Source organism: Georgenia sp. H159 (genome assembly GCF_035607575.1).
Taxonomy (GTDB): domain Bacteria; phylum Actinomycetota; class Actinomycetes; order Actinomycetales; family Actinomycetaceae; genus Oceanitalea.
Map to the genome: position 1 here is coordinate 495,606 of NZ_JAYDZY010000006.1, position 21,278 is coordinate 516,883.

The following is a 21,278-nucleotide window of genomic DNA, read 5'->3' on the forward strand; positions in this document are numbered from 1 at the left end:
CGGTCCGCCCGGTGACGCGCCCTCGTCTAGTGCCCCTCGGCCTTCCGCGGGCGGGAGAGCAGCGCCTCGGTCATCGTCAGCACGGGCAGCTCCTCGTAGAGCACCGCCGCCACCGCCTGGCTGATCGGCATGTCGACCCCGTGGGCCGCCGCGAGCTCGAGGACGGCCCGGCAGGACTTCACGCCCTCCGCCGTCCCGCCCGTCGTGTCGACGGCCTCACCGAGGGTCATGCCCTCACCGACGTGGCGCCCGAGGGTGTTGTTCCTGGACAGCCGCGAGGCGCACGTCGCGACGAGGTCCCCGAGCCCGGCGAGCCCCGCGAACGTCTCCGGCTGCGCGCCGAGGGCGAGGCCCAGCCGGGTGGTCTCGGCCAGACCGCGGGTGATGATCGTCGCCGTCGTGTTGTCGCCGAAGCCGGCCCCCTGAGCCATGCCGACGGCGAGCGCGATGATGTTCTTCACCGCCCCGCCGAGCTCGACGCCGACGACGTCGGTGTTCGTGTAGGGCCGGAAGTACGAGGTGGCGCACGCGTGCGCGACGGCGGCGGCCGTGCGCTCGTCCGACGCGGCGACGACGGTCGCCGTCGGCTGGTGGGCGGCAATCTCCCGGGCGAGGTTGGGCCCGGAGACGACGGCGACCCGTGAGTCGTCGAGGTCGAGCACCTCCCGGATCACCTCGCTCATCCGCTCCCCCGATCCCAGCTCGACACCCTTCATGAGGGAGACGACGACGGCATCCGGCTCCAGGGCGTCGGCGATCCCGGACAGCACCGATCTCAGCACCTGCGACGGGACGGCGACGGCGACGACCCGGGCACCCGCGACGGCGGCACGGATGTCACCGGTGGCGCTGATGCCCGGGGAGAGCTCGGCGCCCGGGAGGTAGCGCTCGTTGCTGTGCTGCTCGGTGATCTCCCGGCACACCTCGGCCGAGCGCCCCCACATGACGACCTCGTTGCCCGCGTCGGCGAGGACGGAGGCGAAGGTGGTCCCCCAGCTGCCGGTGCCGAGGACGGCGGCGGTCACGCAGCCTCCCCGCGGCCACGGCGCGCCCGCCTGGCACCCTTGCGGGCGGCGCGGGCCGCGAGCTCCTCGGCCCTGGGGTCTCCGTCGCGCCGGGTGTCGTAGACGCGGGCGGGCGGCTCCTCCCCGCGGATCTCGGCGAGCATCGCGGTGATGCGGGACATGATGCGCTCGGTGGCCTCGCGCACCGCCTCGGGCTCGGCCGCGCGGTCGTAGAGGTCGTCGAGGTCGACCGGCGGGCCGGCGTGCACGTGGACCGTCCGGCGCGGGACGAGGTGAGGGACCTTGCCGTACCGGGCCAGCACGTCCTGCGCCCCCCACTGCGCGACGGGGATGACGGGCACGCGGACCGACAGGGCGAGACGAGCGGCCCCGAGCCGGGCCGTCATCGGCCACAGGTCCGGGTCGCGGGTGAAGGTCCCCTCCGGGAAGATCCCCAGGCACAGTCCCTCGGCGAGTGCCGCCTGGGCCGGTCCGAGGGCGTCGGCGGCGGAGGTGGTGTTCCGCCGGACCGGGATCTGGCCCGCCTTGCGGATCATCCACCCGAGGACGGGGACCTCGAACAGCGTGTGCTTGGCGAGGAACCGCGGCGCGGCGCCGTGGTCGTAGAGGAAGTGGGCGAAGACGAGCGCGTCGACGTTCGTCATGTGGTTGCCCACCGCGATGAACCCGCCCTCGGCCGGCAGATGCTCGACGCCCCGCCAGTCACGGCGCATGGTCATGCGGAGGATGGGGCGCAGGATCGCTGCGGCGGTGCGGTACATCGGAGGGACGGGCCTGGTCACCGACGGATCGTATCCCCGGGCGCGGGCCGCCTCGCGACCCCGGCGGCGTGGCGGACCCTGGCGACCGAGCCTCAGATCCACCCGTGCCGGCGGGCCACCTGGACCGCCTCGTGCCGGTTCGCGGCACCGAGCTTCATCGCCGCGGCGGAGAGGTAGTTGCGGACCGTGCCCGGGCTCAGGTGCGCACGCTGGGCGATCTCCTCGACCGGCGTGCCGTCCGCGGCGAGCTCGAGGACGTCCGACTCGCGCGGCGTCAGCGGCGAGTCGCCGGCACTGATCGCCTCGGCGGCGAGCTCGGGGTCCACGTACCGCCCGCCGTCGCGCACCTGCCGGACGACGTCGGCGAGCACCTTGCCGGAGACGGTCTTCGGCAGGAACGCCGACACGCCCGCCTCGAGCGCCCGCTTGAGGTAGCCGGGCCGCCCGTGGCTGGTGACGATGATCGACCGGCAGCCGGGCACCGCCTCGGCGAGCTGCTGGGCGACGGCGATGCCGTCGAGCCCGGGCATCTGGAGGTCGAGGACGGCGACGTCGGGCGCGTGGTGCCGCCCGGCGGCCACGGCCTCCGGGCCGGACGCGGCCTGGGCCACCACCTCGATGTCGTCCTCGAGGCCGAGGAGGCCGGCGAGCGCGTCACGGATGAGGTTCTCGTCATCGGCCAGCAGGATCCGGATCATGGTGCGCCCATCGTCTCACCGGCGCCGACCGGGACGTCGTCGTCGCCGCCGAGCGGCACACGTGCACGCAACGTGAACGTGTCCCCGCGCGGTTCGGTCGTGATGGTCCCGCCGAGCCGGGTGAGCCGCTCGGAGAGGCCGACGAGCCCCGAGCCCGTCGACGGGGCGCCCGTCACGCCGTCGTTGACGATCGTCAGCTGCGCGACCGGCCCGCCGTCGTCGTCCACCACCGCCACGTCGATGGTGCAGGTCGAGGCCGAGGAGTGACGCACGACGTTGGTCGCCCCCTCCCGGACCACCCAGGCGAGCGCCGCCTGGACGCGGGGAGGCAGCGCCGTCTCCTCGCCGATGATGCGGGTGCGCACACCCGCGGAGCGCAGCATCGAGCGGGCGCCGGCGACCTCCGTCGCGAGGTCCGCCTGCCGGTAGCCGGCCACGACGGCGCGCACCTCCCGGAGGGAGTCGTTCGCGAGCTCACGCACCTCGAGCATCTGCTCGGCCGCCCTGTCCTGCTGGCCGCGGCGGCTGAGCTCGGCGCCCAGCTCGCTCTTGAGGGCGATCGCGGACAGTGCGCGCCCCAGCACGTCGTGCAGGTCGCGGGAGAAGCGCAGCCGCTCCTCCGCGACGGCGAGCCGCGCGTGCAGCTGACGGGTGCGTTCCTGCTCCCACACGACGCCGAGCATCCACACCGAGATCCGGAAGCTCGGGGTGATCGCGACCATGACGACGGAGAAGACGATCGAGGACGAGACGACGAGCGGCCAGTCCAGGGCGGGCCGGTTGAGCAGCGCGGCCACCACCCCGCAGGCGAGCGCGGCCGGCAGGAGGACGCCCGAGGTCAGCACGGGTGTCACCGCGAACAGTGCCGCGGCGAGCGCGATGAGCACCCCCGCACCCCGGCCCTGCCAGCCGACGTCCCCCGCGGCGGGCAGGGCCAGCATCGCGGCCACCACGGTGACCGCGGTGAGCACGAGCAGCACGACGAGGGGGCCGCGGCGCAGCGGGGTGCTGTCCCGGAACGCGGTGACCCCCTCGCGGATCACCGCGATCGAGACGGCCGCCTGGACGGCGATGAGGCCGAGGTAGACCATGAGCGCGGTGCTGCGGTCGGCGTCGATGTCCTCCCCGGTGGCGCCCACGACCGCAAGGGCCATGAGCGGGAGCACCCCGAGCAGGATGTACAGCGTCCAGCGCGTGTAGGTCTCGAAGCGCTCCGGACCGGTCCGCCGGTTCCACGCGTCCATCATTCGCATGGAGGCGATCCTGTCAGCGCCGCGGCTCCCACCGCATCCACCGGCGGGTGGCCAGCGCACCGAGGACGATCCACAGGGCGAGCGCGGCGAGCGGCTGGGTGACGTCGGCGAGGGCACCCGAGGCGGTCGTGCCGTCCAGCGCGACGGCGCCCAGGCCGTGCTGCATGAGCGCGACGACCGGGTACATCGGGGTCCACTCCGCCACCCGCTCGACGACGTCGGGCAGGACGTGGAGGGGGACGGCGAGTCCGGACAGTGCCGTGGCGACCATGAGGATCGGCAGCGTGGTGAGCTGTGCCGTCTCGACGGTGCGGGTGAGGCCCGCCGAGGCCGCGGCGAGCAGCGCGAAGACGACGATCCCGCCGACGACCGCGATGAGCACCCAGACGATGTTCTGCACCGTCGGCACGTCGAACCACACGGCCATCGCGACGACGCCGAGCACCAGCTGGGCGAGCAGGACGACGACGGCCGGCGTGGTCGTCGCCGCGATGATCTCCTCGCGGGAGACGTCACCGGTGAGCAGCCGCTTGAGGACGAGCTCCTCGCGGCGCGCGACCAGCGTCGTCGTGAGGTTGTAGTAGACGACGATGACCAGCGCGAGGCCGACGAGGGTCGTGAGGAGCATGCCGGCGACGGCGCTGCCCGCGGCGTCGGGCACCATGCCGATGCTGCCGAGGAACGCGACGGTGAGCGGCGCGAGCGCGACGGCGTTGAACAGGGTGGTCCGGTTGCGCACGAGCAGCAGCACCTCGGCGCGGACGAGGGAGAGCACCCGGGGCACGCGCCCGGCGCGGGGCGCCGAGTCGGTGGCCGGGCGGAACAGGTCAGGGGCGGTGGTGGTCATGGTCGAGGTGCCTTTCGGGAGACGTGGGGCCGCTCAGGCGGCGGCGGGCTCGGGGGTGCGGGCGACGTCGTCGGCGTCCTCGTTCGCGACGGCGAGGAAGGCGCGCTCGAGGGAGGCGTGGCTGGCCTCGAGGTTGGTCAGCAGCTCGCCCGCGGCGTTGGCGCGCTCGAGCAGCGCGGTGAGGGTGGCCTGGAGGTCACGGGACTCGAGCTCGACGACGCCGGAGCGCGAGCGTGCGGCTGTGAGGAGGGAGGGCAGGCCGTGGAGCGTGCGCGGGTCGGCGAGGTCCCCGGCGGTGGTGCGGTAGCGGATGCGGGCGGGCTCCCCCGCGACGATCTGCTCGACCGTGCCGGCGCGCACGACCTCCCCGGCGTGCATGATCGCGAGCCGGTCGGCGAGCTCCTCGGCCTCCTCGAGGTAGTGCGTGGTGAGCACGACGGTCGTGCCCGCCTCGAGCAGGTTGCGCACGAGCTCCCACGCGTCCCGCCGGGACTGCGGGTCCAGGCCGGTCGTCGGCTCGTCGAGGAAGAGGATCTCGGGCCGGCCCATGATCGCGAGGGCGAGGTCCAGCCGGCGGCGCTCACCCCCGGACAACGACTTCACCTGGACGCGGGCGCGCTGTCCCAGGCCCACGAGGTCGAGGGCGGCCTCGGCGGCCATCGGCGCGCCGAGCGTGCCGTGCCACATGCGGGCGGTCTCGACGGTGGTGAGGTCCGAGGGGAAGCCGGCCTCCTGGAGCATGATCCCGGTCCGGGGACGCACGAGGTGGCGCTCGCGGTAGGGGTCGCTGCCCAGCACCGTGACGGTGCCGGCGCTCGGTGGGGCGATGCCCTCGACAACCTCGAGCAGCGAGGTCTTGCCGGCACCGTTGGTGCCGAGCAGGGCGAAGAGCTCACCGCGGCGCACCGCGAGGTCGACCCCGCGGACGGCGCTGAAGGAGGTCCGGCCGGAGCCGTAGCGGCGGTGCACGCCGCTGATGCTGATGACTGAGCTGGTGTCGGTGGTGGTCATGACTCCACCCTCCACCCGGTTCCCGGCGCGGAGCAGTGCACGCCGTCACCGGTCGAGGTGCGGTGCGCACGGCGACGCCATGACGTTTGTCATCCCGCCCGCAGCGGGATCCGCAGAGGGTCCGGCTGCAGGCGGGGGCGGGCCGGGTGGTCGGGGTGGGTCAGCTCACCCGGGCGAGCTCCAGGGGCTCGACGTCGGCCCCGAGGGCGTTGAGCTTGCCCATGAAGTTCTCGTAGCCGCGGTAGATGATGTCGATGCCGCTCACCCGGGAGGTCCCCTCGGCGGCGAGCGCCGCGATGAGGTGGGAGAACCCGCCCCGGAGGTCGGGGACCTCGATGTCGGCGGCGCGCAACGGCGTCGGGCCGGAGACGACGGCCGAGTGGTAGAAGTTGCGGTGCCCGAAGCGGCAGGGCGAGCCACCGAGGCACTCGCGGTAGACCTGGATCTGGGCGCCCATGCCGCGCAGCGCGTCGGTGAAGCCGAAGCGGTTCTCGTACACGGTCTCGTGGACGATCGACAGCCCCTCGGCCTGGGTGAGGGCGACGACGAGCGGCTGCTGCCAGTCGGTCATGAACCCGGGGTGGACGTCGGTCTCCAGGACGATGGACTTGAGGTCACCGCCGGAGTGCCAGAAGCGGATGCCGTCGTCGAAGACCTCGAAGTCCCCGCCGACCTTCCGGAAGGTGTTGAGGAAGGCCATCATGCCGTGCTGGTCGGCGCCGCGGACGAAGATGTCGCCGCGGGTGGCCAGCGCCGCGCAGGCCCAGGAGCCCGCCTCGATGCGGTCGGTCAGCGCCGTGTACCGGGCGCCGCGGAGGCGGTCGACGCCCTCGATGCGGATGACGCGGTCGGTGTCGACGGAGATGATCGCGCCCATGCGCTGGAGGAAGGCGATGAGCGCCATGATCTCCGGCTCGGTGGCGGCGTTGCTCAGCTCGGTCTTGCCCTTCGCCCGGACGGCGGTGAGGAGGAGCTGCTCGGTCGCACCGACGCTCGGGTAGGGCAGGGCGATCTTGGCGCCCGTGAGCCCGCGGGGCGCGGTGATGTGGATGCCCTGGGGGCGCTTGTCGACGACGGCGCCGAACTCGCGCAGGATCGCCAGGTGGTAGTCGATGGGGCGGTCGCCGATGCGGCAGCCGCCGAGGTCGGGGATGAAGGCCTCCCCCAGGCGGTGGAGCAGCGGGCCGCAGAAGAGGATCGGGATGCGGCTGGAGCCGGCGTGGGCGTCGATGTCGGCGACGTGCGCCGTCTCGACGTCGCTGGAGTCCAAGCGGATGACGCCTGCGGTGACGTCGTAGTCCACCTTGACGCCGTGCAGGCGGAGCAGGCCGGAGACGACCTCGACGTCCTTGATCTGCGGGACGTTGCTGAGCTCGGACGGCGACTCGCCGAGCAGTGCTGCGACCATCGCCTTGGAGACGAAGTTCTTGGCCCCCCGGACGGTGATGTCACCCTTCAGCGGAGCCCCGCCGTTCACCTGCAGTACTGCGCTCATACACACCTCTTTGCCCACGTCGGGCCCGCGTGACCCGGACAGTTCAGCATAGGCCGCGGATGTGAGAGAGCGATGTGAGGCGGTGAAGGGTCGGTGAAGATGGCCAAACTCACCTCCTGAGCGCCCCGTTCTCCTCGACAGGCCGCGCTCGGACGGGGGAGCTCGGAGGGGAACGGGGGAGGTCACCGGACGCTCCCCGGCGCGCTCGGCCCCCCGGGCCCGGGTCATCACCTTGACAGGTGAGGGCACGGCTGCAAGCATCGTGCCGAATCGATTCGGCACGAATCGGAAGCGAGTCGATCCACCCATCGGACATCGTGGTCGGGAGCACACATGAACATTCGACGAGCACGCATCGGGGTCGTCCTGGCGGCGGCCCTGACACTGGCGGCCTGCGGCGGGTCGGGGGACGACGACGCAGGCAGCGGCAATGGCGACGGCGGCGGCGCGAGCGAGGGCGGCGAGATCACCGTCTGGGCGCACCAGGGCCAGGAGTCCGAGGTCTCCGCACTGGAGGCCGCGGTCGAGGCCTTCAACTCCTCCCAGGACGACGTGGAGGCGACCCTCCAGCTCGTCCCGGAGGCCGACTACACGAGCACGGTGACGACGACGTCCCCCGAGTCGCTGCCCGACGTCCTGGAGTACGACGGGCCGATGATGGCCTCGCTCGTCTACGCCGGGAAGCTCGCGCCGGTCGGTGACCTCGTCGCCGCCGAGACGCTCGAGAACCAGACCGACTCCGCGCTCGCGCAGAACACCTACCCCGGTGACGGCGAGGTGTACGGCATCTCCCAGTTCGACGCCTCGCTCGGCATGTACGCCAACGTCGCGCTCCTCGACGCCGCCGGCGTCGACTACCCCCAGGGCCTCGACGACGCGTGGACGGTCGACGAGTTCGAGGCGGCCCTGGAGACGCTGGCCGCGGAGGACTCCGACGGCCAGGTCCTCGACATCAAGGAGAACTACGGCGCCGAGTGGCCCACGTACGGCTTCCTGCCCGTCGCCTGGTCGACCGGTGAGCAGATCATCGTGGACAACACCGCCGACGGGCACATCAACAGCCCGGCGGTCGTCGAGGCCGTCGAGCGCTTCGCCGGCTGGCGCGAGTACATCGACCCGAACACCGACGACGCCGCGTTCGTCGACGGACGCGTGGCCCTGAGCTGGGTGGGTCACTGGATGTACAACCCCTACGCCGAGGCCCTCGGCGAGGACCTCGCCGTGCTCCCCCTGCCCGACTTCGGGGCCGGCCCCAAGAGCGGCCAGGGCTCCTGGGCGTGGGGCGTCAACCCCGAGAGCGCGAACCCCGAGGGGGCAGCCGCCTTCCTCGACTTCCTCGCCGGCGACGACCAGGTCGCGGCCATGACCGACGCCAACGCCGCACCGCCGGCGACGACGACCGTCCTGGAGAGCAGCGAGCTCTACGGAGCCGACGGACCCCTCGCGATCTTCGCCGAGTCCCTGCAGGCCACCTGTGGCGACGCCGAGCCGAGCGCCGACTGCGTCGCGGTCCCCCGCCCGATCACCCCTGCCTACCCGGTGATCAGCCAGCAGTTCTCCGAGGCGTTCTTCGGCGCCTACGAGGGCGGCGACGCCCAGGAGCTGCTGGACTCCGCGGCCCGCACCATCGACCTGGACTTCCAGGACAACGACGGCTACGGCCTCAACTGACCCCGCCGGGGGCGGGAGCACCGGCTCCCGCCCCCGGCGCCCGGGAGGAGGAACGATGACCACCACCGTCCAGGCCGCGCGCAAGCCGCGCGCCAAACGCAGAGAGGCCCTGGGTGGCTGGGCGATGATCGCACCGGCCGCCGTGGGACTGGTCCTGTTCGTCCTCGTGCCGTTCCTCCTGGCGGGCTGGCTCTCGACGCAGAACGTGCGCCTCGACACGCCGCAGCCGCCGTCGTGGTTCGGCCTGGAGCACTACCGGCGCATCCTCGTCGACCCGGACTTCCGGGGGGACTTCTACACCGCCCTGCGCAACAACCTGCTCTTCGCCGCCGTCGTCGTGCCCGTCCAGACGACGCTGGCGCTCGGGCTCGCGCTGCTGCTCAACCGGCCGCTGCGCGGGATGCCGGTCTTCCGCACCTTCTTCTTCATGCCGGTCGTCTTCCCGATGGCCCTGGTCGCCGTCGTGTGGAAGGTCATCTACACCCGCGGCGAGCTCGGGCTGCTCAACTCGGTGCTGGACACCGTGTCCTTCGGGCTCATCCCCGCACAGGACTGGCTGGGCGACCCGCGAACGGCGCTGCTGGCGATCATCGTCATGTCGATCTGGCAGGGGGCCGGGCTGCAGATGGTCATCCTCCTCGCGGGCCTGCAGGGCATCTCCGCCGAGCTGTACGAGGCGGCAGCGCTCGACAAGGCGAACCGGTGGCAGCAGCTGCGCCACGTCACCCTGCCGGGGCTGCGCAACACCCTGATCTTCGTCGCGATGGTCACCACGATCCTCGCCTTCCGGCTCTTCGACCAGGTCTACATCATGACCGGCGGCGGCCCGCAGGACGCGACGACGACGGTCATGTACCAGGCCGTCACCACCGCCTTCGACGCCAACAACGTCGGGCGCGCCTCGGCGATCACCGTGCTGTTCTTCGTCATCGTGCTGGCGATCACCCTCGTCCAGCGCCGCGTCCTGCGCGAGGAGCGTGAGATCTCATGACCGTCGCGACCAAGCCCCCCAGGCCCGCGCGTGCGGTGGGCAGCTACGTCGTGCTCACCGTGCTGTCCCTCGTCTTCGTCGCACCGATCGCCTACCTCGTCATCGGCAGCTTCAAGCCGTCCTCGGAGGTCATCGACGGCGTCGGCAGCTTCGTCCCCCGCGACCTGTCGCTGGACAACTACACCGGCATGCTCGGGCGCTTCTCCAGCCCGGCCACCGGCTACTTCCACGACTTCTTCCTCACGTCGCTGCTCGTGACCAGCGCCGTCGTCCTCGTCGGGCTGCTCGTCAACTCGATGGCCGCCTACTCCCTGGCGCGCCTGCGGTGGGGTGGCCGGGACGCCGTCCTGCTCGGCGTCGTCGCCCTGACGATCCTGCCCTTCGAGGCGATCGCGGTGCCGCTGTTCTACGCGCTCAACGACCACCGCAACACGTACTACATCCAGATCCTGCCGTTCGTCGCGAGCGCGTTCTCGATCTACCTCTTCTACTCCTTCTTCATCGGCCTGCCCAAGGAGATGGAGGAGGCCGCCCGGATCGACGGCGCCGGCGTCTGGCGGACCTACGTGCAGATCGTGGTGCCGATGTCCAAGCCGGCCTTCGCGACCGTCGCGATCCTGTCCTTCCTCACGACGTGGGGCTCCTTCCTCTGGCCGGTCATGATGATCGACCAGCCGCAGAAGCGCCCCCTGCCGCTGGCGATCGCGGTCTTCCAGGGCCAGCCGCCCTACGACTGGGGCCAGATCTTCGCCTTCGGCGTGCTCATGGTGCTGCCCGTCCTCGCCGTCTTCCTCGTCTTCCAGCGCTGGTTCGTCCAGTCCCTGGCCTCCTCGGGCCTCAAGGGCTGACCCGCGCCGACGTCCGCACGTCCCGACAGAAAGCACCGCATCCGCAATGACACTCGCCCTGCCCGACCGCTGGGTCTGGGACTTCTGGTTCGCCCACGACGGGGACGACGTCCACGTCTTCTACCTCCAGGCGCCGCGCTCCCTCGGGGATCCCGAGCTGCGCCACCACAACGCGACGGTCGGCCACGCGGTGAGCCGCGACCTGCGCACCTGGACGGTGCTGCCGGACGCGCTCGGCCCCGGACCGGACGGGGACTTCGACTCCCTCGCCACCTGGACCGGCTGCGTCCTGCGGCACGACGGCGAGTGGCACATGTTCTACACCGGCGTCTCGACGGCGGAGGGCGGGGCCGTCCAGCGCGTCGGCCGCGCGACCTCCCCCGACCTCGTCACGTGGACGAAGCACGGGATGGTCCTGGAGGCCGACCCGCGCTGGTACGAGCGCCTGCACGACGGCGTCCGGGAGGAGGCGTGGCGCGACCCGTGGGTCTGGCACGAGCCGACGACCGGCCGCTTCCACATGCTCCTCACCGCCCGCGCCGACCACGGCCCGCTCGACGGGCGCGGCGTCATCGGGCACGCGGTGTCCGACGACCTCCGCACCTGGGAGGCCGCGGCCCCCGTCTCCGAGCCCGGGGACTTCTACCACCTCGAGGTACCCCAGCTGGTCCACCTCGGTGGTGCCTGGCGGGTGGCCTTCTGCCTGACCGCCGCCGAGCACAGCACCGCGCGGCAGGCACGGCCGGGTTTCGTCGCCGAGGGCGGCACCCACCTCCTCACCGGGCCGGGGCCGCTGGGTCCCTTCCGACTCGACGACGAGCACTTCCTGCTCGGGGACGCCACGGCGAGCCTGTACGCGGGGCGCTTCGTCGAGCACCGCGGCGAGTGGTACCTCCTCGCGTGGGAGCACGTCGACCCCGACGGCGGCTTCGGTGGCCGGATCAGCGACCCGATGCCCGTCTCCGTGGACGAGCAGGGTGTGATCAGGGTGACGCGCCCGTCCTAGAGTGTGGTGAGCAGCGGACGAGGGAGGTCGGGCGGTGACGAGGAGGCCACGGATCCGCGACGTCGCGGAGCTCGCCGGGGTCGCGCCGTCGACGGTCTCGGTCGTGCTCAACGACACGGCCGGTGCGCGGGTCGCGGGCAGCACCCGGGACCGGGTCCGGGCCGCGGCCGCCGAGCTGGGCTACGCGCCGAACTCCCTGGCGCGGGGGCTGCGCACCCAGCGCTCGGGGACCCTCGCGCTCATCAGTGACGTCATCGCGACGACGCCCTACGCCGGCCAGCTCATCCAGGGCGCCCAGGAGGCCGCCTGGGAGGCCGGCTACCTGCTCATCCTCGTCAACACCGGCGGTGACGCGGTGCTGGAGGAGCACGCCGTGCGGGCGCTGCGGCAGCAGCAGGTGGACGGGGCGATCTACGCGACGATGTACCACCGCTCGGTCACGGTGCCGGCTGTCCTCGACGGGCTGCCCACCGTGCTCCTGGACTCCCGGCCGGCGCAGGGGGTCACGACCTTCGTCGTGCCCGACGAGCAGCAGGGCGCGCGGTCCGCCGTCGAGGAGCTCGTGCGCCACGGGCACCGGCGCATCGGCTTCATCCGTGACCTCCACGACGGCCCGGCCGTCGACCGGCGGCTGCGCGGCTACCAGGAGACCCTCGCCGCGCACGGGCTCGAGGCCGACCCGGGTCTCGTCGTGCTCGAGCGCTCCGACTCCGCGGGCGGGGACCGCGCGACGGGGGTGCTGCTCGACTCCCCCCGCCCGCCGTCGGCGATCTTCGCCTTCAACGACCAGATGGCGATCGGCGCCTACCGGGCGGCCGTCGCGCGCGGGGTCCGGATCCCGCAGGACCTGTCGGTCATCGGCTTCGACGACCTGTACGTCGTCTCGAGCGAGCTCACCCCCGGCCTGACGACCATGGCCCTGCCGCACCGGGAGATGGGCCGCCTCGCGGCGCAGTCGCTCATCGCGGAGATGGGCGGCGAGCCGGCGGCCGGGGAGCTGCTCGTCCACTGCCCCGTCGTGCGCCGCGGCTCAGTCGGCCCGGCACCGGCGTAGATCCGACGCCGAGAGCGGAGTTGTTGCTGCGCAACAACTCCGCTCTCGGCGATATCTGGGGGTGGGTCAGCGTAGGGGCGCTGCGTCGTGGGCGGGGACACCGTCCTCGACCGGCCGGGCGGCGGTGACCTCCACCGGCGGCAGGTGCTTGGCCGGCAGCGTCGTGGGACGCCACGGGGCGCGGGACTCCTCGTAGGTGGTGATGTCCTGCTCGTGCTGAAGGGTGAGGCCGATGTCGTCCAGGCCCTCCATGAGGCGCCAGCGGGTGTAGTCGTCGATCTCGAACTGGGCGACGACCGACCCGCACGCGACGGTGCGCGAGACGAGGTCGACGGTCACCTCGGTGCCCGGCTCGGTCTCGAGGACCTTCCAGATCTGCTCGATGTCCTCCTGGGCGACGATGCCGGCCACGAGGCCCTGCTTGCCCGAGTTCCCGCGGAAGATGTCGGCGAAGCGTGAGGCGAAGACGGCCTTGAAGCCGTAGTCCTTGAGCGCCCACACGGCGTGCTCGCGGGAGGAGCCGGTGCCGAAGTCCGGGCCGGCGACGAGCACCGAGCCGGTGCGGTAGGCGTCCTGGTTGAGGACGAAGTCCGGGTCACCGCGCCAGGCCGCGAACAGGGCGTCCTCGAAGCCGGTGCGGGTCACTCGCTTGAGGTAGACCGCCGGGATGATCTGGTCGGTGTCGACGTTGCTGCGGCGCAGCGGGACGCCGACGCCGGTGTGCTGGGTGAACTTCTCCATGGCGCTTCTTCTCTCAGGCGTTGACGAGCTCGCGGGCGGGCTCGAGGTCGGCGGGCGAGGACAGGGTGCCGCGGACGGCGGTCGCGGCGGCGACGAGCGGCGAGACGAGGTGGGTGCGCCCACCCTTGCCCTGCCGGCCCTCGAAGTTGCGGTTGGACGTCGAGGCGGCCCGCTCCCCCGGCTTGAGCTGGTCGGGGTTCATGCCCAGGCACATCGAGCAGCCGGCGTTGCGCCACTCGGCACCGAAGTCGAGGAAGACCTGGTCCAGACCCTCGGCCTCGGCCTGGAGGCGGACGCGGGCCGAGCCGGGGACGACGAGGACGCGGACGTCGTCGTGCTTCTTGCGTCCCTTGATGACGTCGACGACCGCGCGCAGGTCCTCGATGCGGCCGTTCGTGCACGAGCCGATGAAGACGGTGTCGACCGGGATGTCGCGCAGCGGGGTGCCCGGCTCCAGGCCCATGTACTCCAGCGCCCGCTCGGCGGCGACGCGGTCGCCCTCGTCGCCGATCTCGGCGGGGTTGGGCACGTTCGCGGACAGCGGAAGGCCCTGGCCGGGGTTGGTGCCCCAGGTGACGAAGGGCTCGAGGTCGGAGGCGTCGAGCTGGACCTCGACGTCGAAGACGGCGTCGTCGTCGCTGCGCAGGGTCGTCCAGTACTCGACGGCGGCGTCCCAATCGGCGCCCTCGGGGGCGTGCGGACGGCCCTTGAGGTACTCGAAGGTCGTCTCGTCCGGCGCGATCATGCCGGCGCGGGCGCCGGCCTCGATCGACATGTTGCAGATGGTCATCCGCGCCTCCATCGACAGCGAGCGGATGGCCTCGCCGCGGTACTCCAGGACGTAGCCCTGGCCGCCACCGGTGCCGATCTTGGCGATGATCGCCAGGATGATGTCCTTGGCGGTCGTGCCCTCGGGCAGCGTGCCGTCGACGTTGATCGCCATCGTCTTGAAGGGCTGCAGCGGCAGCGTCTGGGTGGCGAGCACGTGCTCGACCTCGCTGGTGCCGATGCCGAAGGCCAGGGCGCCGAACGCGCCGTGGGTGCTCGTGTGGGAGTCGCCGCACACGACGGTGAGGCCGGGCATGGTCAGCCCGAGCTGGGGCCCGACGACGTGGACGATGCCCTGGTCGGCGTCGCCCAGGGAGTGGATGCGGATGCCGAACTCCTCGGCGTTCCTGCGCAGCGTCTCGATCTGCGTGCGGCTCGTCTTGTCCGCGATCGGCAGGTCGATGTTGAGGGTGGGGGTGTTGTGGTCCTCGGTCGCGATCGTGAGGTCCGGACGACGTACCTGACGCCCCGCGAGCCGCAGGCCCTCGAAGGCCTGCGGGCTGGTGACCTCGTGGACGAGGTGCAGGTCGATGTAGAGGAGGTCGGGCGCTCCGTCGCTGCCCTCGCGCACGATGTGCGCGTTCCAGACCTTCTCCGCCAGGGTGCCGCTCATGTTCTCCACCTCTCGGGCGCGGCGGTAGCCGCGACCTTCTCGCTCGTTCCGGGCCTGGTCGGCCCCGGGGGCTTGCATCTCAACTTGTGAGATGCCAATATCGCCACATGGACAACTCTAGCGGAGTCGGCGTCCTTGACAAGGCCGCCACGGTTCTCGGAGCCCTCGAGGCGGGGCCCGCCACCCTCGCGCAGCTCGTCGCTGCCACTCACCTCGCCCGGCCGACGGCGCACCGCCTCGCCGTCGCGCTCGAGCACCACCGGTTCGTCGCTCGCGACATGCAGGGCCGCTTCATCCTCGGACCGCGGCTGAGCGAGCTCGCCTCCGCCGCGGGCGAGGACCGGCTGCTGGCAGCCGCCGGTCCGGTGCTCACCGCGGTGCGCGACCACACCGGGGAGTCGGTGCAGCTCTACCGCCGGCAGGGCGACCAGCGCATCTGCGTGGCCGCGGCCGAGCGGCAGATGGGGCTGCGCGACTCGATCCCGGTGGGCGCGACGCTCACCATGAGCGCCGGCTCGGCCGCACAGGTGCTGCTCGCGTGGGAGGAGCCCGACCGCCTCCACCGGGGCCTCCAGGGCGCGAGCTTCACCGCCACGATCCTCTCCGGCGTCCGCCGCCGCGGGTGGGCGCAGTCCGTCGGTGAGCGGGAGCCGGGCGTCGCCTCGGTCTCCGCGCCCGTGCGCGGACCGTCCGGACGGGTCCTGGCCGCCGTGTCCGTCTCCGGGCCGATGGAGCGCATGGGCCGCCAGCCGGGCCGCCTCCACGCCGGCGCGGTCGTCTCCGCGGCGAACCGCCTCACCGAGGTGCTCCGCCGGACCGAGGACACCGCCGAGGGCTGACCGCCCACCGCCACCGTGCGGCGGTGCTGACCGACGTGCAGTGACGGAGAACGCCGGGCTGGTCATGAGAGCCGACGTGCGGCGCTCGGCCATGTTCCTCGGGCTGGTCCTGCTGTTCTCGCTGCCGCTCCTGCTGCTCCCCGGTGAGCTGCCGGGCGGGCTGCGGCTACCCCCGAGCGCGGCGATGGCCGTGACGCCCCTGCTCGCCGCCCTCGCGGCAGCGAGGCTGACCGACGGCACCGACGGACCGCGCCGCGTCCTCGCGCACCTGACCCGCTGGCACGTCCGGCGCGGCTCGTGGTGGCTCGTCCTGGCCGGGACACCGCCGCTGGTGCTGCTGGCGGCCGCCGACGTCGTGCCGGCGGTCCGCGGCGGGACGGGTGACGACACGGGTGCGCCGCTGTCCGTCGTCGTCGTCATGGCCGCGGTCTTCGTCGTGTCCGGGCTCACCGAGCAGGTGGGGTGGACCGGTTACCTGCAGCCGCTGTGGCAGCACCGGCTCGGACGACTGACCTCCGGGGTGGCGATCGGAACTGTCTGGGGCCTGTGGCACGTGGGGGCCTACGCTCAGGCCGGGTGGGACGCTGGGTGGATCGCCGGTCAGGTGGCCTACTCGGTCGCGTTGCGGGTGGTCCTGCAGGAGCTCGTCGCCGCGTCCGGCGGAGGCGTCACCGCCGCGGCGGTCGTCCAGGCCGGGTCCAACACGGCCTGGCTCGCGCTCCCGCCGTCGCTCTACGACCCGGCGGTCGCGGCCCTCGTCACCACCGCCCTCGCTGCGGTCGTCCTCGCGGGGCGGGTCGCGCCCCGGACCGCGCCCCCGACGTCCCCCTCGGTCAACCGGACCGTCACGGAAGGCAGGACCCGATGGCAGTGAACCCTCCCGCGCTCCGGATGCCCGCGCGGTCGTGGCCGGCCGTCGCCGCGGTCGCGGTCACCGTGCTCCTGTGGGGCTCGTCCTTCGTGGTCATCCGCGCGGCGGGGACCGACCTCTCCCCCGGTCCGATGGCCCTGCTGCGGATGGCCGTCGCCACGGCCGTGCTGGCTCCGGTGGCCCTGCGGGCGGGCGTGCTCCGCCGAGTGCCCCGGGGCCGCCTGCTCGGTCTCGTGCTCGGCTACGGCGTCCTGTGGTTCGCGGGATACCAGCTCGCGCTCAACGCCGCCGAGCAGTACATCGACGCCGGAACGGCGGCGCTGTTCGTCAACGTCGCCCCGCTGCTCATCGCGCTCGGCGCGGGCGTGCTCCTGCACGAGGGCCTACCGCGCCGGCTCCTCGTCGGTGGTGCCGTCGGCCTCGTCGGGGTGACCGTCATGGCGCTCGGGGTCTCCGGTGCTGGGCTCACCGGTCCCGGCGCGGCCGGCGGCGTCGTTCTCGCCCTCCTGGCCGCCGTGCTGTACGCCACCTCCGTGCTGCTCCAGAAGGTGATCCTCCGGGACCTGGACGGGCTCACCGCGACGTGGCTCGGGTTCGTCGTCGGGACGGTCGTCCTGCTGCCCTTCGCCCCCGCGCTCACCGACCAGCTGCGCACGGCCGCGGTGCCTGCCGTGCTCGGCGTGGTCTACCTCGGCGTGTTCTCGACGGCGCTGGCGTTCACCACCTGGGCCTACGCCCTCGCCCGGATCCCGGCGGGGCGCCTGGGGATGGTCGCCTACCTCGTCACCGTCGTGTCCGTGGTGCTGTCGTGGCTGCTTCTCGGCGAGGTCCCCTCTGCGACGACGACGGCGGGCGGTGTCATCGCCCTCGCCGGCGTCGCACTCACCCGACGGCGCCCGGCACGCGAGCGGGTACGGGTGGGCGGGCAGCGGGACGGGGCGGCCCCGCTACGGGCCGCCCCGTGAGTCGGCGCGGCGGGCCGGCCGGCTGACCGGCCCGGCGTCCCGCCCGGTGGATCGGCCGACGGGCCGCCGGGCGGGCCGGTCCGGCGTCCCGCCCGATGGATCGGCCGACGGGCCGCCGGGCGGGCCGACCCGGCGGTTCAGCGCCGGGCGTCTTGCAGGTCGCGCTCGGTACGCCCGCGGGCCGGACCCGGACGCCATGCCGTCCGCCGCGTCGCCAGCACGACCGCGAGCGCCGCACCCAGGTAGGCCACCTGCATCAGGGTCCGGGGAAGGAGCGCGGTGGCGGGGTCACCGCCGAGCGTCAGGCCCGCAGAGGCGGCGTGGACATTCGCCGGGAACATCGCGACGAGCAGCACCGCCAGTCCCCCGGCGGCCCACGCCGCCGTGGCAGGGACGAGCAGCCCGACCGCGCCGAGCAGCTCGAGCACGCCGGTCACCGTGACGAGGAGCTCCGGGGCCGGCAGCGCGGGCGGCACCATGGCGACGAGGTCGTCACGCAAGACGACGAAGTGGGTGGTGCCGGTGACGAGGAACAGTGTCGCCAGACCGCCGCGCAGCGCCAGCACAGCGGACGCGCGTGGCCGCCGGCGCAGCACCAGGACGGCGACGAGGAACGACGCCGCGGTGGCGCCGAGGAAGACGAGGAAGACGGTCATGTCACTGTCCTCACGTCGTGCTCAGGACGGCCACCCGGTCGACGCCCGTGGTGACCGGGTCCGCTGCGGGCTGCGCGTCGATGGACGCCCACGTGGTCACCGGCCACCCCCGCGTGCGACACCGTGCGTCCGGTGGAACAGGTTGTCCGGGTCGACCTGGGCCTTCACCGCTGCCAGCCGCTGCCCGGTCCGCCCGGGGTAGGCGGCGGCGACGCGGGGCCCGTCGTCGTGGCCGAGGAAGTTGACGTAGGCACCGGGGTGCTGCGGCAGCCCGGTCAGCACCCGCGCGACGTCGGCGCCGGCCACCGCACGGTCGCCGGGCCCGGTGAGGATGGCGGCCGCGAAGGCGAGGATCGGCGCTTCACGGTGCGCGTAGGCGGTCGCGTCCGCGGGGACGTCGGCGATGGCGCCACCGAGCACCCGCAGCTGCACGACCGGCAGGTAGCCGGCGGCCCCCCGGACCCAGTCGACGAGCCCGGCCGCGCCGTCGACGTCCAGGGACCGCAGGTACACCGTGTCGTTGACGGACACCGGTGGCGCACCCTCGGGCCCCTCGGCGAGCATGTCGGCGTACGGGCGCGGGACGACGTCGTCGACCAGCGGCGTGGCGAGCGCCCGGAACGGCGCGACGGCGGCCTCCCCCGCGTCGAGGTCGCCTGTCCACGCGAGGGTGGCCGCGAGCGCGGCGGATCCGGCCGGCGCGGCGCCCCCGAGCATGGCCGCAGGGACGACGTTGACGATCGTCGTGAGCTCGCGCGGCGCCTCGGTGGCCAGCCGCACGAAGCCCGCAAGCGTCTCGGGGGTGGCGGGCAGCACGAGCCGCCCGCCGAGGAACGGGTCGACCTCGACGAGCCGGAACGTCAGGGACGTGACGACGCCGAGGTTGCCACCGCCACCGCGCAGCGCCCAGAACAGGTCCGGCTCGACGTCCGCGCTCACCCGGTGCAGCCGGGAGTCGGCGGTGACGAGCTCGGCCGCGAGGAGCGAGTCGACGGCCAGTCCGTGCTTGCGGGACAGCAGACCGATGCCTCCGCCGAGCGTGAGCCCCGAGACGCCGACCGAGGCGGTGTCACCGAAACCGACGGCGAGCCGGTGGAGCGACAGCGCCCGGGTCACCTCGCCCGCCGTCAGCCCGGCGCCCACCCGGACGATGCGCCGCTCGGCGTCGATCGTCAGCTGGCGCAGGTCGCGCAGGTCGAGGAGGAGGCCGCCCTCGGTCGTGGCGAGGCCCGCGGCGTGGTGACCACCGGAGCGCACCGCCAGCTCCAGGCCGGTGTCGCGGGCGAGCGCAACGGCGCGGGCGACCTCCGCGGCGTCGGCCGGGACGACGATGAGTGCGGGTCGCCGGTCGAACCCCCCGGTGTGCAGGGCGCGCCGCTCGTCGTAGCCGGGCTCGCCGGCGACGAGCACAGTGCGTGCGACGGTCTCGCGGACGGAGTCGATGTCGAGTGTGGTGGGTGGTGCGGACATGGTGTGTCTCCCGGTCGGGTTGCTGGTCGTTCCCCCGGCGGTCAGCGCCGCTGCACGACGGTCGCCGGCGGTGAACGGCAATGGAGGTGACAACGCCTCGGCCGGTGACGCACCGGCCACCCACATCCTCAGGAGGTCACCGCGATGAGAGTCGTGGTTCTCGGGGCGACCGGTACCGCCGGCCGTTCCACGGTCCCCGTCCTGGTCGCCGCCGGTCACGAGGTCCTCGCCCACAGCCGGTCCGACGACGGCGCAGCACGGCTGAGCCGAGCGGGCGCCACCCCGCTCCGCGGTGACGCCGACGACCCCGGCACACTGCGCTCGTGGCTCACCGGCGCCGACGCCGCCATCGACCTGCGCGTCTCGGTCCCCGCCGCCACCCGCGCCATGGCCCCGTGGGCCTGGCGCGAGTACACCCGCCTGCGGGCCCGCGCGGCGGCCGTCCTCGTGGACGCCGCGCTGGCCGCCGACGTGCCGCGCGTCGTGCACGACACCGCCACCATGGTCTACGCCGACGGCCGCAGCACGCCGCTGGACGAGACGAGCCCGGTCGACGCCCGCGGCGCGCTCGCCGCGAACCTCGCGACGGAGACGCACGTCGCCCGTCTCACCGCTCACGGCGGCGCAGGTGTCGTCCTCCGGTTCGCGCCGTTCTACGGGCCCGACGACGAGTTCAGCCGGGCCCTGATGCGCGCCGCTCGGCGTGGCCGGGTCCCGATTCTCGGCCACGTCGACGGCTGGACCAGCGCCGTGCACACGGACGACGTCGGGACGGCGCTCCTCGTGGCGCTGACCGCCCCGGGCGGCGTCTACAACGTCGCCGACGACGAGCCGCTCACCCGTCGGGTGCTGCTCGGCATCCTCGCCGACGCTGCGGGGGTGCCGCGGGTGCGCCCGCTGCCCGGTGGGCTGCGGCACCTCGCCCCGGCCCCGCTCCGGAGCCTGGCCCGCTCCCACCGTGTCGACGCGAGCCGCTTCCGTGAGCTCGGCTGGCAGCCCCGGGTCCGCTCCCGCCGCACGGGGTGGCCGCTGTCCTTCGCGGCGGACGCCGTCGCGGCGAGCGCCTCCGAGCCGGCCCGGGTCTGAGAGGAGGCCTCGCCGGGCTCGTCGGCCCGGGCGTCGACCGGCCTGGGGGCGGCGGCCCCGTCCTCGCCGCTCGCACCGGTCAGGAGCACCGTCGTGGTCGCCCGCAGCGGGCCGTGTCGCGGTCCCCGGTACCGGTCAGGCGCCGTCGGGGGTCGACGACGGGCACCGGCACAGCTGGTCGCGCACGTGCGACGGGTCCCAGTAGGAGGACAGCGTGATGATCCGCCCGGCGCCGTCGGTCTCGAACACGTCGATGCCCTCGGCGCTCACCGGCTCCCCGGCCCAGGGGACGCCGCGGACGGTCCACTTCACTGCAGCGCCCGCGGCGGTGAGACGGACGAGGTCCTCGGTGACGTCGAGGCCCCGGAACGGGCAGGTGAGCTCCTCCCACAGCTCCCGCAGCGCCACCGGACCGCTGACGGGCGGCGTACCGGCGGGGTTGGTCACTTCGGCGTGCGGGGAGAACACCGCCAGCCACGACTCCACGTCACCGGCACGGAGGGCGGTGTAGTAGGCGGCGACGACGGCGGCCGGGTCGGTGGCGCTCAT

At 73.4% G+C, this 21,278-nt stretch carries 21 protein-coding genes; 9 read left to right on the forward strand and 12 right to left on the reverse strand.

Going from position 1 to position 21,278, the window contains the following annotated elements; all coding sequences use genetic code 11:
• Positions 1-26 precede the first annotated feature (26 nt).
• From VR894_RS10495 to murA, 7 genes are all read right to left on the reverse strand, one after another.
• Complete coding sequence (locus tag VR894_RS10495; protein ID WP_324651342.1) at positions 27-1,025, reverse strand: NAD(P)H-dependent glycerol-3-phosphate dehydrogenase; 999 nt, start codon at positions 1,023-1,025, stop codon at positions 27-29.
• Complete coding sequence (locus tag VR894_RS10500; protein ID WP_324651343.1) at positions 1,022-1,807, reverse strand: lysophospholipid acyltransferase family protein; 786 nt, start codon at positions 1,805-1,807, stop codon at positions 1,022-1,024. Before VR894_RS10500 ends, VR894_RS10495 begins: the two co-directional genes overlap by 4 nt.
• Before the next feature lie 71 nt (positions 1,808-1,878).
• A complete protein-coding gene (locus VR894_RS10505) occupies positions 1,879-2,484 on the reverse strand; it encodes a response regulator transcription factor (RefSeq protein WP_324651345.1) in 606 nt (201 codons plus the stop codon).
• Entirely contained in the window at positions 2,481-3,737 is a 1,257-nt protein-coding gene (locus VR894_RS10510) for a sensor histidine kinase (protein ID WP_324651346.1), read from the reverse strand. The genes VR894_RS10505 and VR894_RS10510 overlap by 4 nt, the downstream gene beginning before the upstream one ends.
• A gap of 13 nt (positions 3,738-3,750) precedes the next feature.
• Positions 3,751-4,584, reverse strand: coding sequence for an ABC transporter permease (locus VR894_RS10515; protein ID WP_324651347.1), 834 nt, complete (start codon positions 4,582-4,584; stop codon positions 3,751-3,753).
• Between the two features lie 33 nt (positions 4,585-4,617).
• Positions 4,618-5,595 carry an ABC transporter ATP-binding protein gene (locus tag VR894_RS10520; protein WP_324651348.1) on the reverse strand — a complete coding sequence of 326 codons (978 nt, stop codon included), beginning with the start codon at positions 5,593-5,595 and terminating at the stop codon, positions 4,618-4,620.
• Between the two features lie 160 nt (positions 5,596-5,755).
• On the reverse strand, positions 5,756-7,090 hold the full coding sequence (gene murA, locus VR894_RS10525; RefSeq protein WP_324651349.1) for a UDP-N-acetylglucosamine 1-carboxyvinyltransferase: 1,335 nt from the start codon (positions 7,088-7,090) through the stop codon (positions 5,756-5,758).
• Positions 7,091-7,423: 333 nt separating this feature from the next.
• Here murA and VR894_RS10530 point away from each other — a divergent pair, with 333 nt between their 5' ends.
• From VR894_RS10530 to VR894_RS10550, 5 genes are read left to right on the forward strand one after another with little or no spacing between them, the layout of a single operon-like run.
• A complete protein-coding gene (locus VR894_RS10530) occupies positions 7,424-8,761 on the forward strand; it encodes a sugar ABC transporter substrate-binding protein (RefSeq protein WP_324651351.1) in 1,338 nt (445 codons plus the stop codon).
• A gap of 55 nt (positions 8,762-8,816) precedes the next feature.
• Complete coding sequence (locus tag VR894_RS10535) at positions 8,817-9,752, forward strand: sugar ABC transporter permease (protein WP_324651352.1); 936 nt, start codon at positions 8,817-8,819, stop codon at positions 9,750-9,752.
• Entirely contained in the window at positions 9,749-10,600 is an 852-nt protein-coding gene (locus tag VR894_RS10540) for a carbohydrate ABC transporter permease (RefSeq protein WP_324651353.1), read from the forward strand. Before VR894_RS10535 ends, VR894_RS10540 begins: the two co-directional genes overlap by 4 nt.
• Before the next feature lie 46 nt (positions 10,601-10,646).
• The gene (locus tag VR894_RS10545) at positions 10,647-11,606 is read left to right on the forward strand and encodes a glycosyl hydrolase family 32 (protein WP_324651354.1); all 960 of its coding nucleotides are present in this window, start codon (positions 10,647-10,649) and stop codon (positions 11,604-11,606) included.
• Positions 11,607-11,640: 34 nt separating this feature from the next.
• Positions 11,641-12,660 carry a LacI family DNA-binding transcriptional regulator gene (locus tag VR894_RS10550; protein WP_324651355.1) on the forward strand — a complete coding sequence of 340 codons (1,020 nt, stop codon included), beginning with the start codon at positions 11,641-11,643 and terminating at the stop codon, positions 12,658-12,660.
• A gap of 66 nt (positions 12,661-12,726) precedes the next feature.
• Here the strand turns inward: VR894_RS10550 and leuD are convergent, their stop codons facing one another.
• Both leuD and leuC read right to left on the reverse strand, forming a co-directional pair.
• Entirely contained in the window at positions 12,727-13,401 is a 675-nt protein-coding gene (leuD, locus tag VR894_RS10555; protein ID WP_324651357.1) for a 3-isopropylmalate dehydratase small subunit, read from the reverse strand.
• A 13-nt stretch (positions 13,402-13,414) separates the two neighbouring features.
• A complete protein-coding gene (leuC, locus tag VR894_RS10560; protein WP_324651359.1) occupies positions 13,415-14,842 on the reverse strand; it encodes a 3-isopropylmalate dehydratase large subunit in 1,428 nt (475 codons plus the stop codon).
• Positions 14,843-14,949: 107 nt separating this feature from the next.
• Here leuC and VR894_RS10565 point away from each other — a divergent pair, with 107 nt between their 5' ends.
• The 3 genes from VR894_RS10565 to VR894_RS10575 are packed head-to-tail and all read left to right on the forward strand — an operon-like array spanning position 14,950 to position 17,517.
• Positions 14,950-15,681: an IclR family transcriptional regulator gene (locus tag VR894_RS10565; RefSeq protein WP_324651361.1), complete on the forward strand. Its 732-nt coding sequence runs from the start codon at positions 14,950-14,952 to the stop codon at positions 15,679-15,681.
• 40 nt (positions 15,682-15,721) lie between these two features.
• The gene (locus VR894_RS10570) at positions 15,722-16,555 is read left to right on the forward strand and encodes a CPBP family intramembrane glutamic endopeptidase (protein WP_324651363.1); all 834 of its coding nucleotides are present in this window, start codon (positions 15,722-15,724) and stop codon (positions 16,553-16,555) included.
• Positions 16,546-17,517, forward strand: a complete 972-nt coding sequence (locus VR894_RS10575; RefSeq protein ID WP_324651365.1) for a DMT family transporter — start codon at positions 16,546-16,548, stop codon at positions 17,515-17,517. Before VR894_RS10570 ends, VR894_RS10575 begins: the two co-directional genes overlap by 10 nt.
• A 137-nt stretch (positions 17,518-17,654) precedes the next feature.
• Here VR894_RS10575 and VR894_RS10580 read toward each other — a convergent pair whose 3' ends face one another.
• Complete coding sequence (locus VR894_RS10580; RefSeq protein ID WP_324651367.1) at positions 17,655-18,173, reverse strand: DoxX family membrane protein; 519 nt, start codon at positions 18,171-18,173, stop codon at positions 17,655-17,657.
• Between the two features lie 96 nt (positions 18,174-18,269).
• Positions 18,270-19,643 carry an FAD-binding oxidoreductase gene (locus VR894_RS10585; RefSeq protein ID WP_324651369.1) on the reverse strand — a complete coding sequence of 458 codons (1,374 nt, stop codon included), beginning with the start codon at positions 19,641-19,643 and terminating at the stop codon, positions 18,270-18,272.
• 144 nt (positions 19,644-19,787) lie between these two features.
• Between VR894_RS10585 and VR894_RS10590 the strand changes: the two genes are divergently transcribed.
• Entirely contained in the window at positions 19,788-20,729 is a 942-nt protein-coding gene (locus VR894_RS10590) for an NAD(P)-dependent oxidoreductase (RefSeq protein ID WP_324651370.1), read from the forward strand.
• Between the two features lie 135 nt (positions 20,730-20,864).
• Here VR894_RS10590 and VR894_RS10595 read toward each other — a convergent pair whose 3' ends face one another.
• On the reverse strand, positions 20,865-21,278 hold the full coding sequence (locus VR894_RS10595) for a nuclear transport factor 2 family protein (protein WP_324651371.1): 414 nt from the start codon (positions 21,276-21,278) through the stop codon (positions 20,865-20,867).

Coding starts and splice junctions, on each gene's coding strand:
- VR894_RS10595 (WP_324651371.1), bottom strand. CDS start 21,278: ATGAGCGCCACCGACCCGGCCGCCGTCGTCGCCGCCTACTACACCGCC.
- VR894_RS10545 (WP_324651354.1), top strand. CDS start 10,647: ATGACACTCGCCCTGCCCGACCGCTGGGTCTGGGACTTCTGGTTCGCC.
- VR894_RS10535 (WP_324651352.1), top strand. CDS start 8,817: ATGACCACCACCGTCCAGGCCGCGCGCAAGCCGCGCGCCAAACGCAGA.
- VR894_RS10565 (WP_324651361.1), top strand. CDS start 14,950: ATGGACAACTCTAGCGGAGTCGGCGTCCTTGACAAGGCCGCCACGGTT.
- VR894_RS10505 (WP_324651345.1), bottom strand. CDS start 2,484: ATGATCCGGATCCTGCTGGCCGATGACGAGAACCTCATCCGTGACGCG.
- VR894_RS10585 (WP_324651369.1), bottom strand. CDS start 19,643: ATGTCCGCACCACCCACCACACTCGACATCGACTCCGTCCGCGAGACC.
- leuD (WP_324651357.1), bottom strand. CDS start 13,401: ATGGAGAAGTTCACCCAGCACACCGGCGTCGGCGTCCCGCTGCGCCGC.
- VR894_RS10580 (WP_324651367.1), bottom strand. CDS start 18,173: ATGACCGTCTTCCTCGTCTTCCTCGGCGCCACCGCGGCGTCGTTCCTC.
- VR894_RS10520 (WP_324651348.1), bottom strand. CDS start 5,595: ATGACCACCACCGACACCAGCTCAGTCATCAGCATCAGCGGCGTGCAC.
- leuC (WP_324651359.1), bottom strand. CDS start 14,842: ATGAGCGGCACCCTGGCGGAGAAGGTCTGGAACGCGCACATCGTGCGC.
- VR894_RS10530 (WP_324651351.1), top strand. CDS start 7,424: ATGAACATTCGACGAGCACGCATCGGGGTCGTCCTGGCGGCGGCCCTG.
- VR894_RS10540 (WP_324651353.1), top strand. CDS start 9,749: ATGACCGTCGCGACCAAGCCCCCCAGGCCCGCGCGTGCGGTGGGCAGC.
- VR894_RS10515 (WP_324651347.1), bottom strand. CDS start 4,584: ATGACCACCACCGCCCCTGACCTGTTCCGCCCGGCCACCGACTCGGCG.
- VR894_RS10590 (WP_324651370.1), top strand. CDS start 19,788: ATGAGAGTCGTGGTTCTCGGGGCGACCGGTACCGCCGGCCGTTCCACG.
- murA (WP_324651349.1), bottom strand. CDS start 7,090: ATGAGCGCAGTACTGCAGGTGAACGGCGGGGCTCCGCTGAAGGGTGAC.
- VR894_RS10575 (WP_324651365.1), top strand. CDS start 16,546: ATGGCAGTGAACCCTCCCGCGCTCCGGATGCCCGCGCGGTCGTGGCCG.
- VR894_RS10510 (WP_324651346.1), bottom strand. CDS start 3,737: ATGCGAATGATGGACGCGTGGAACCGGCGGACCGGTCCGGAGCGCTTC.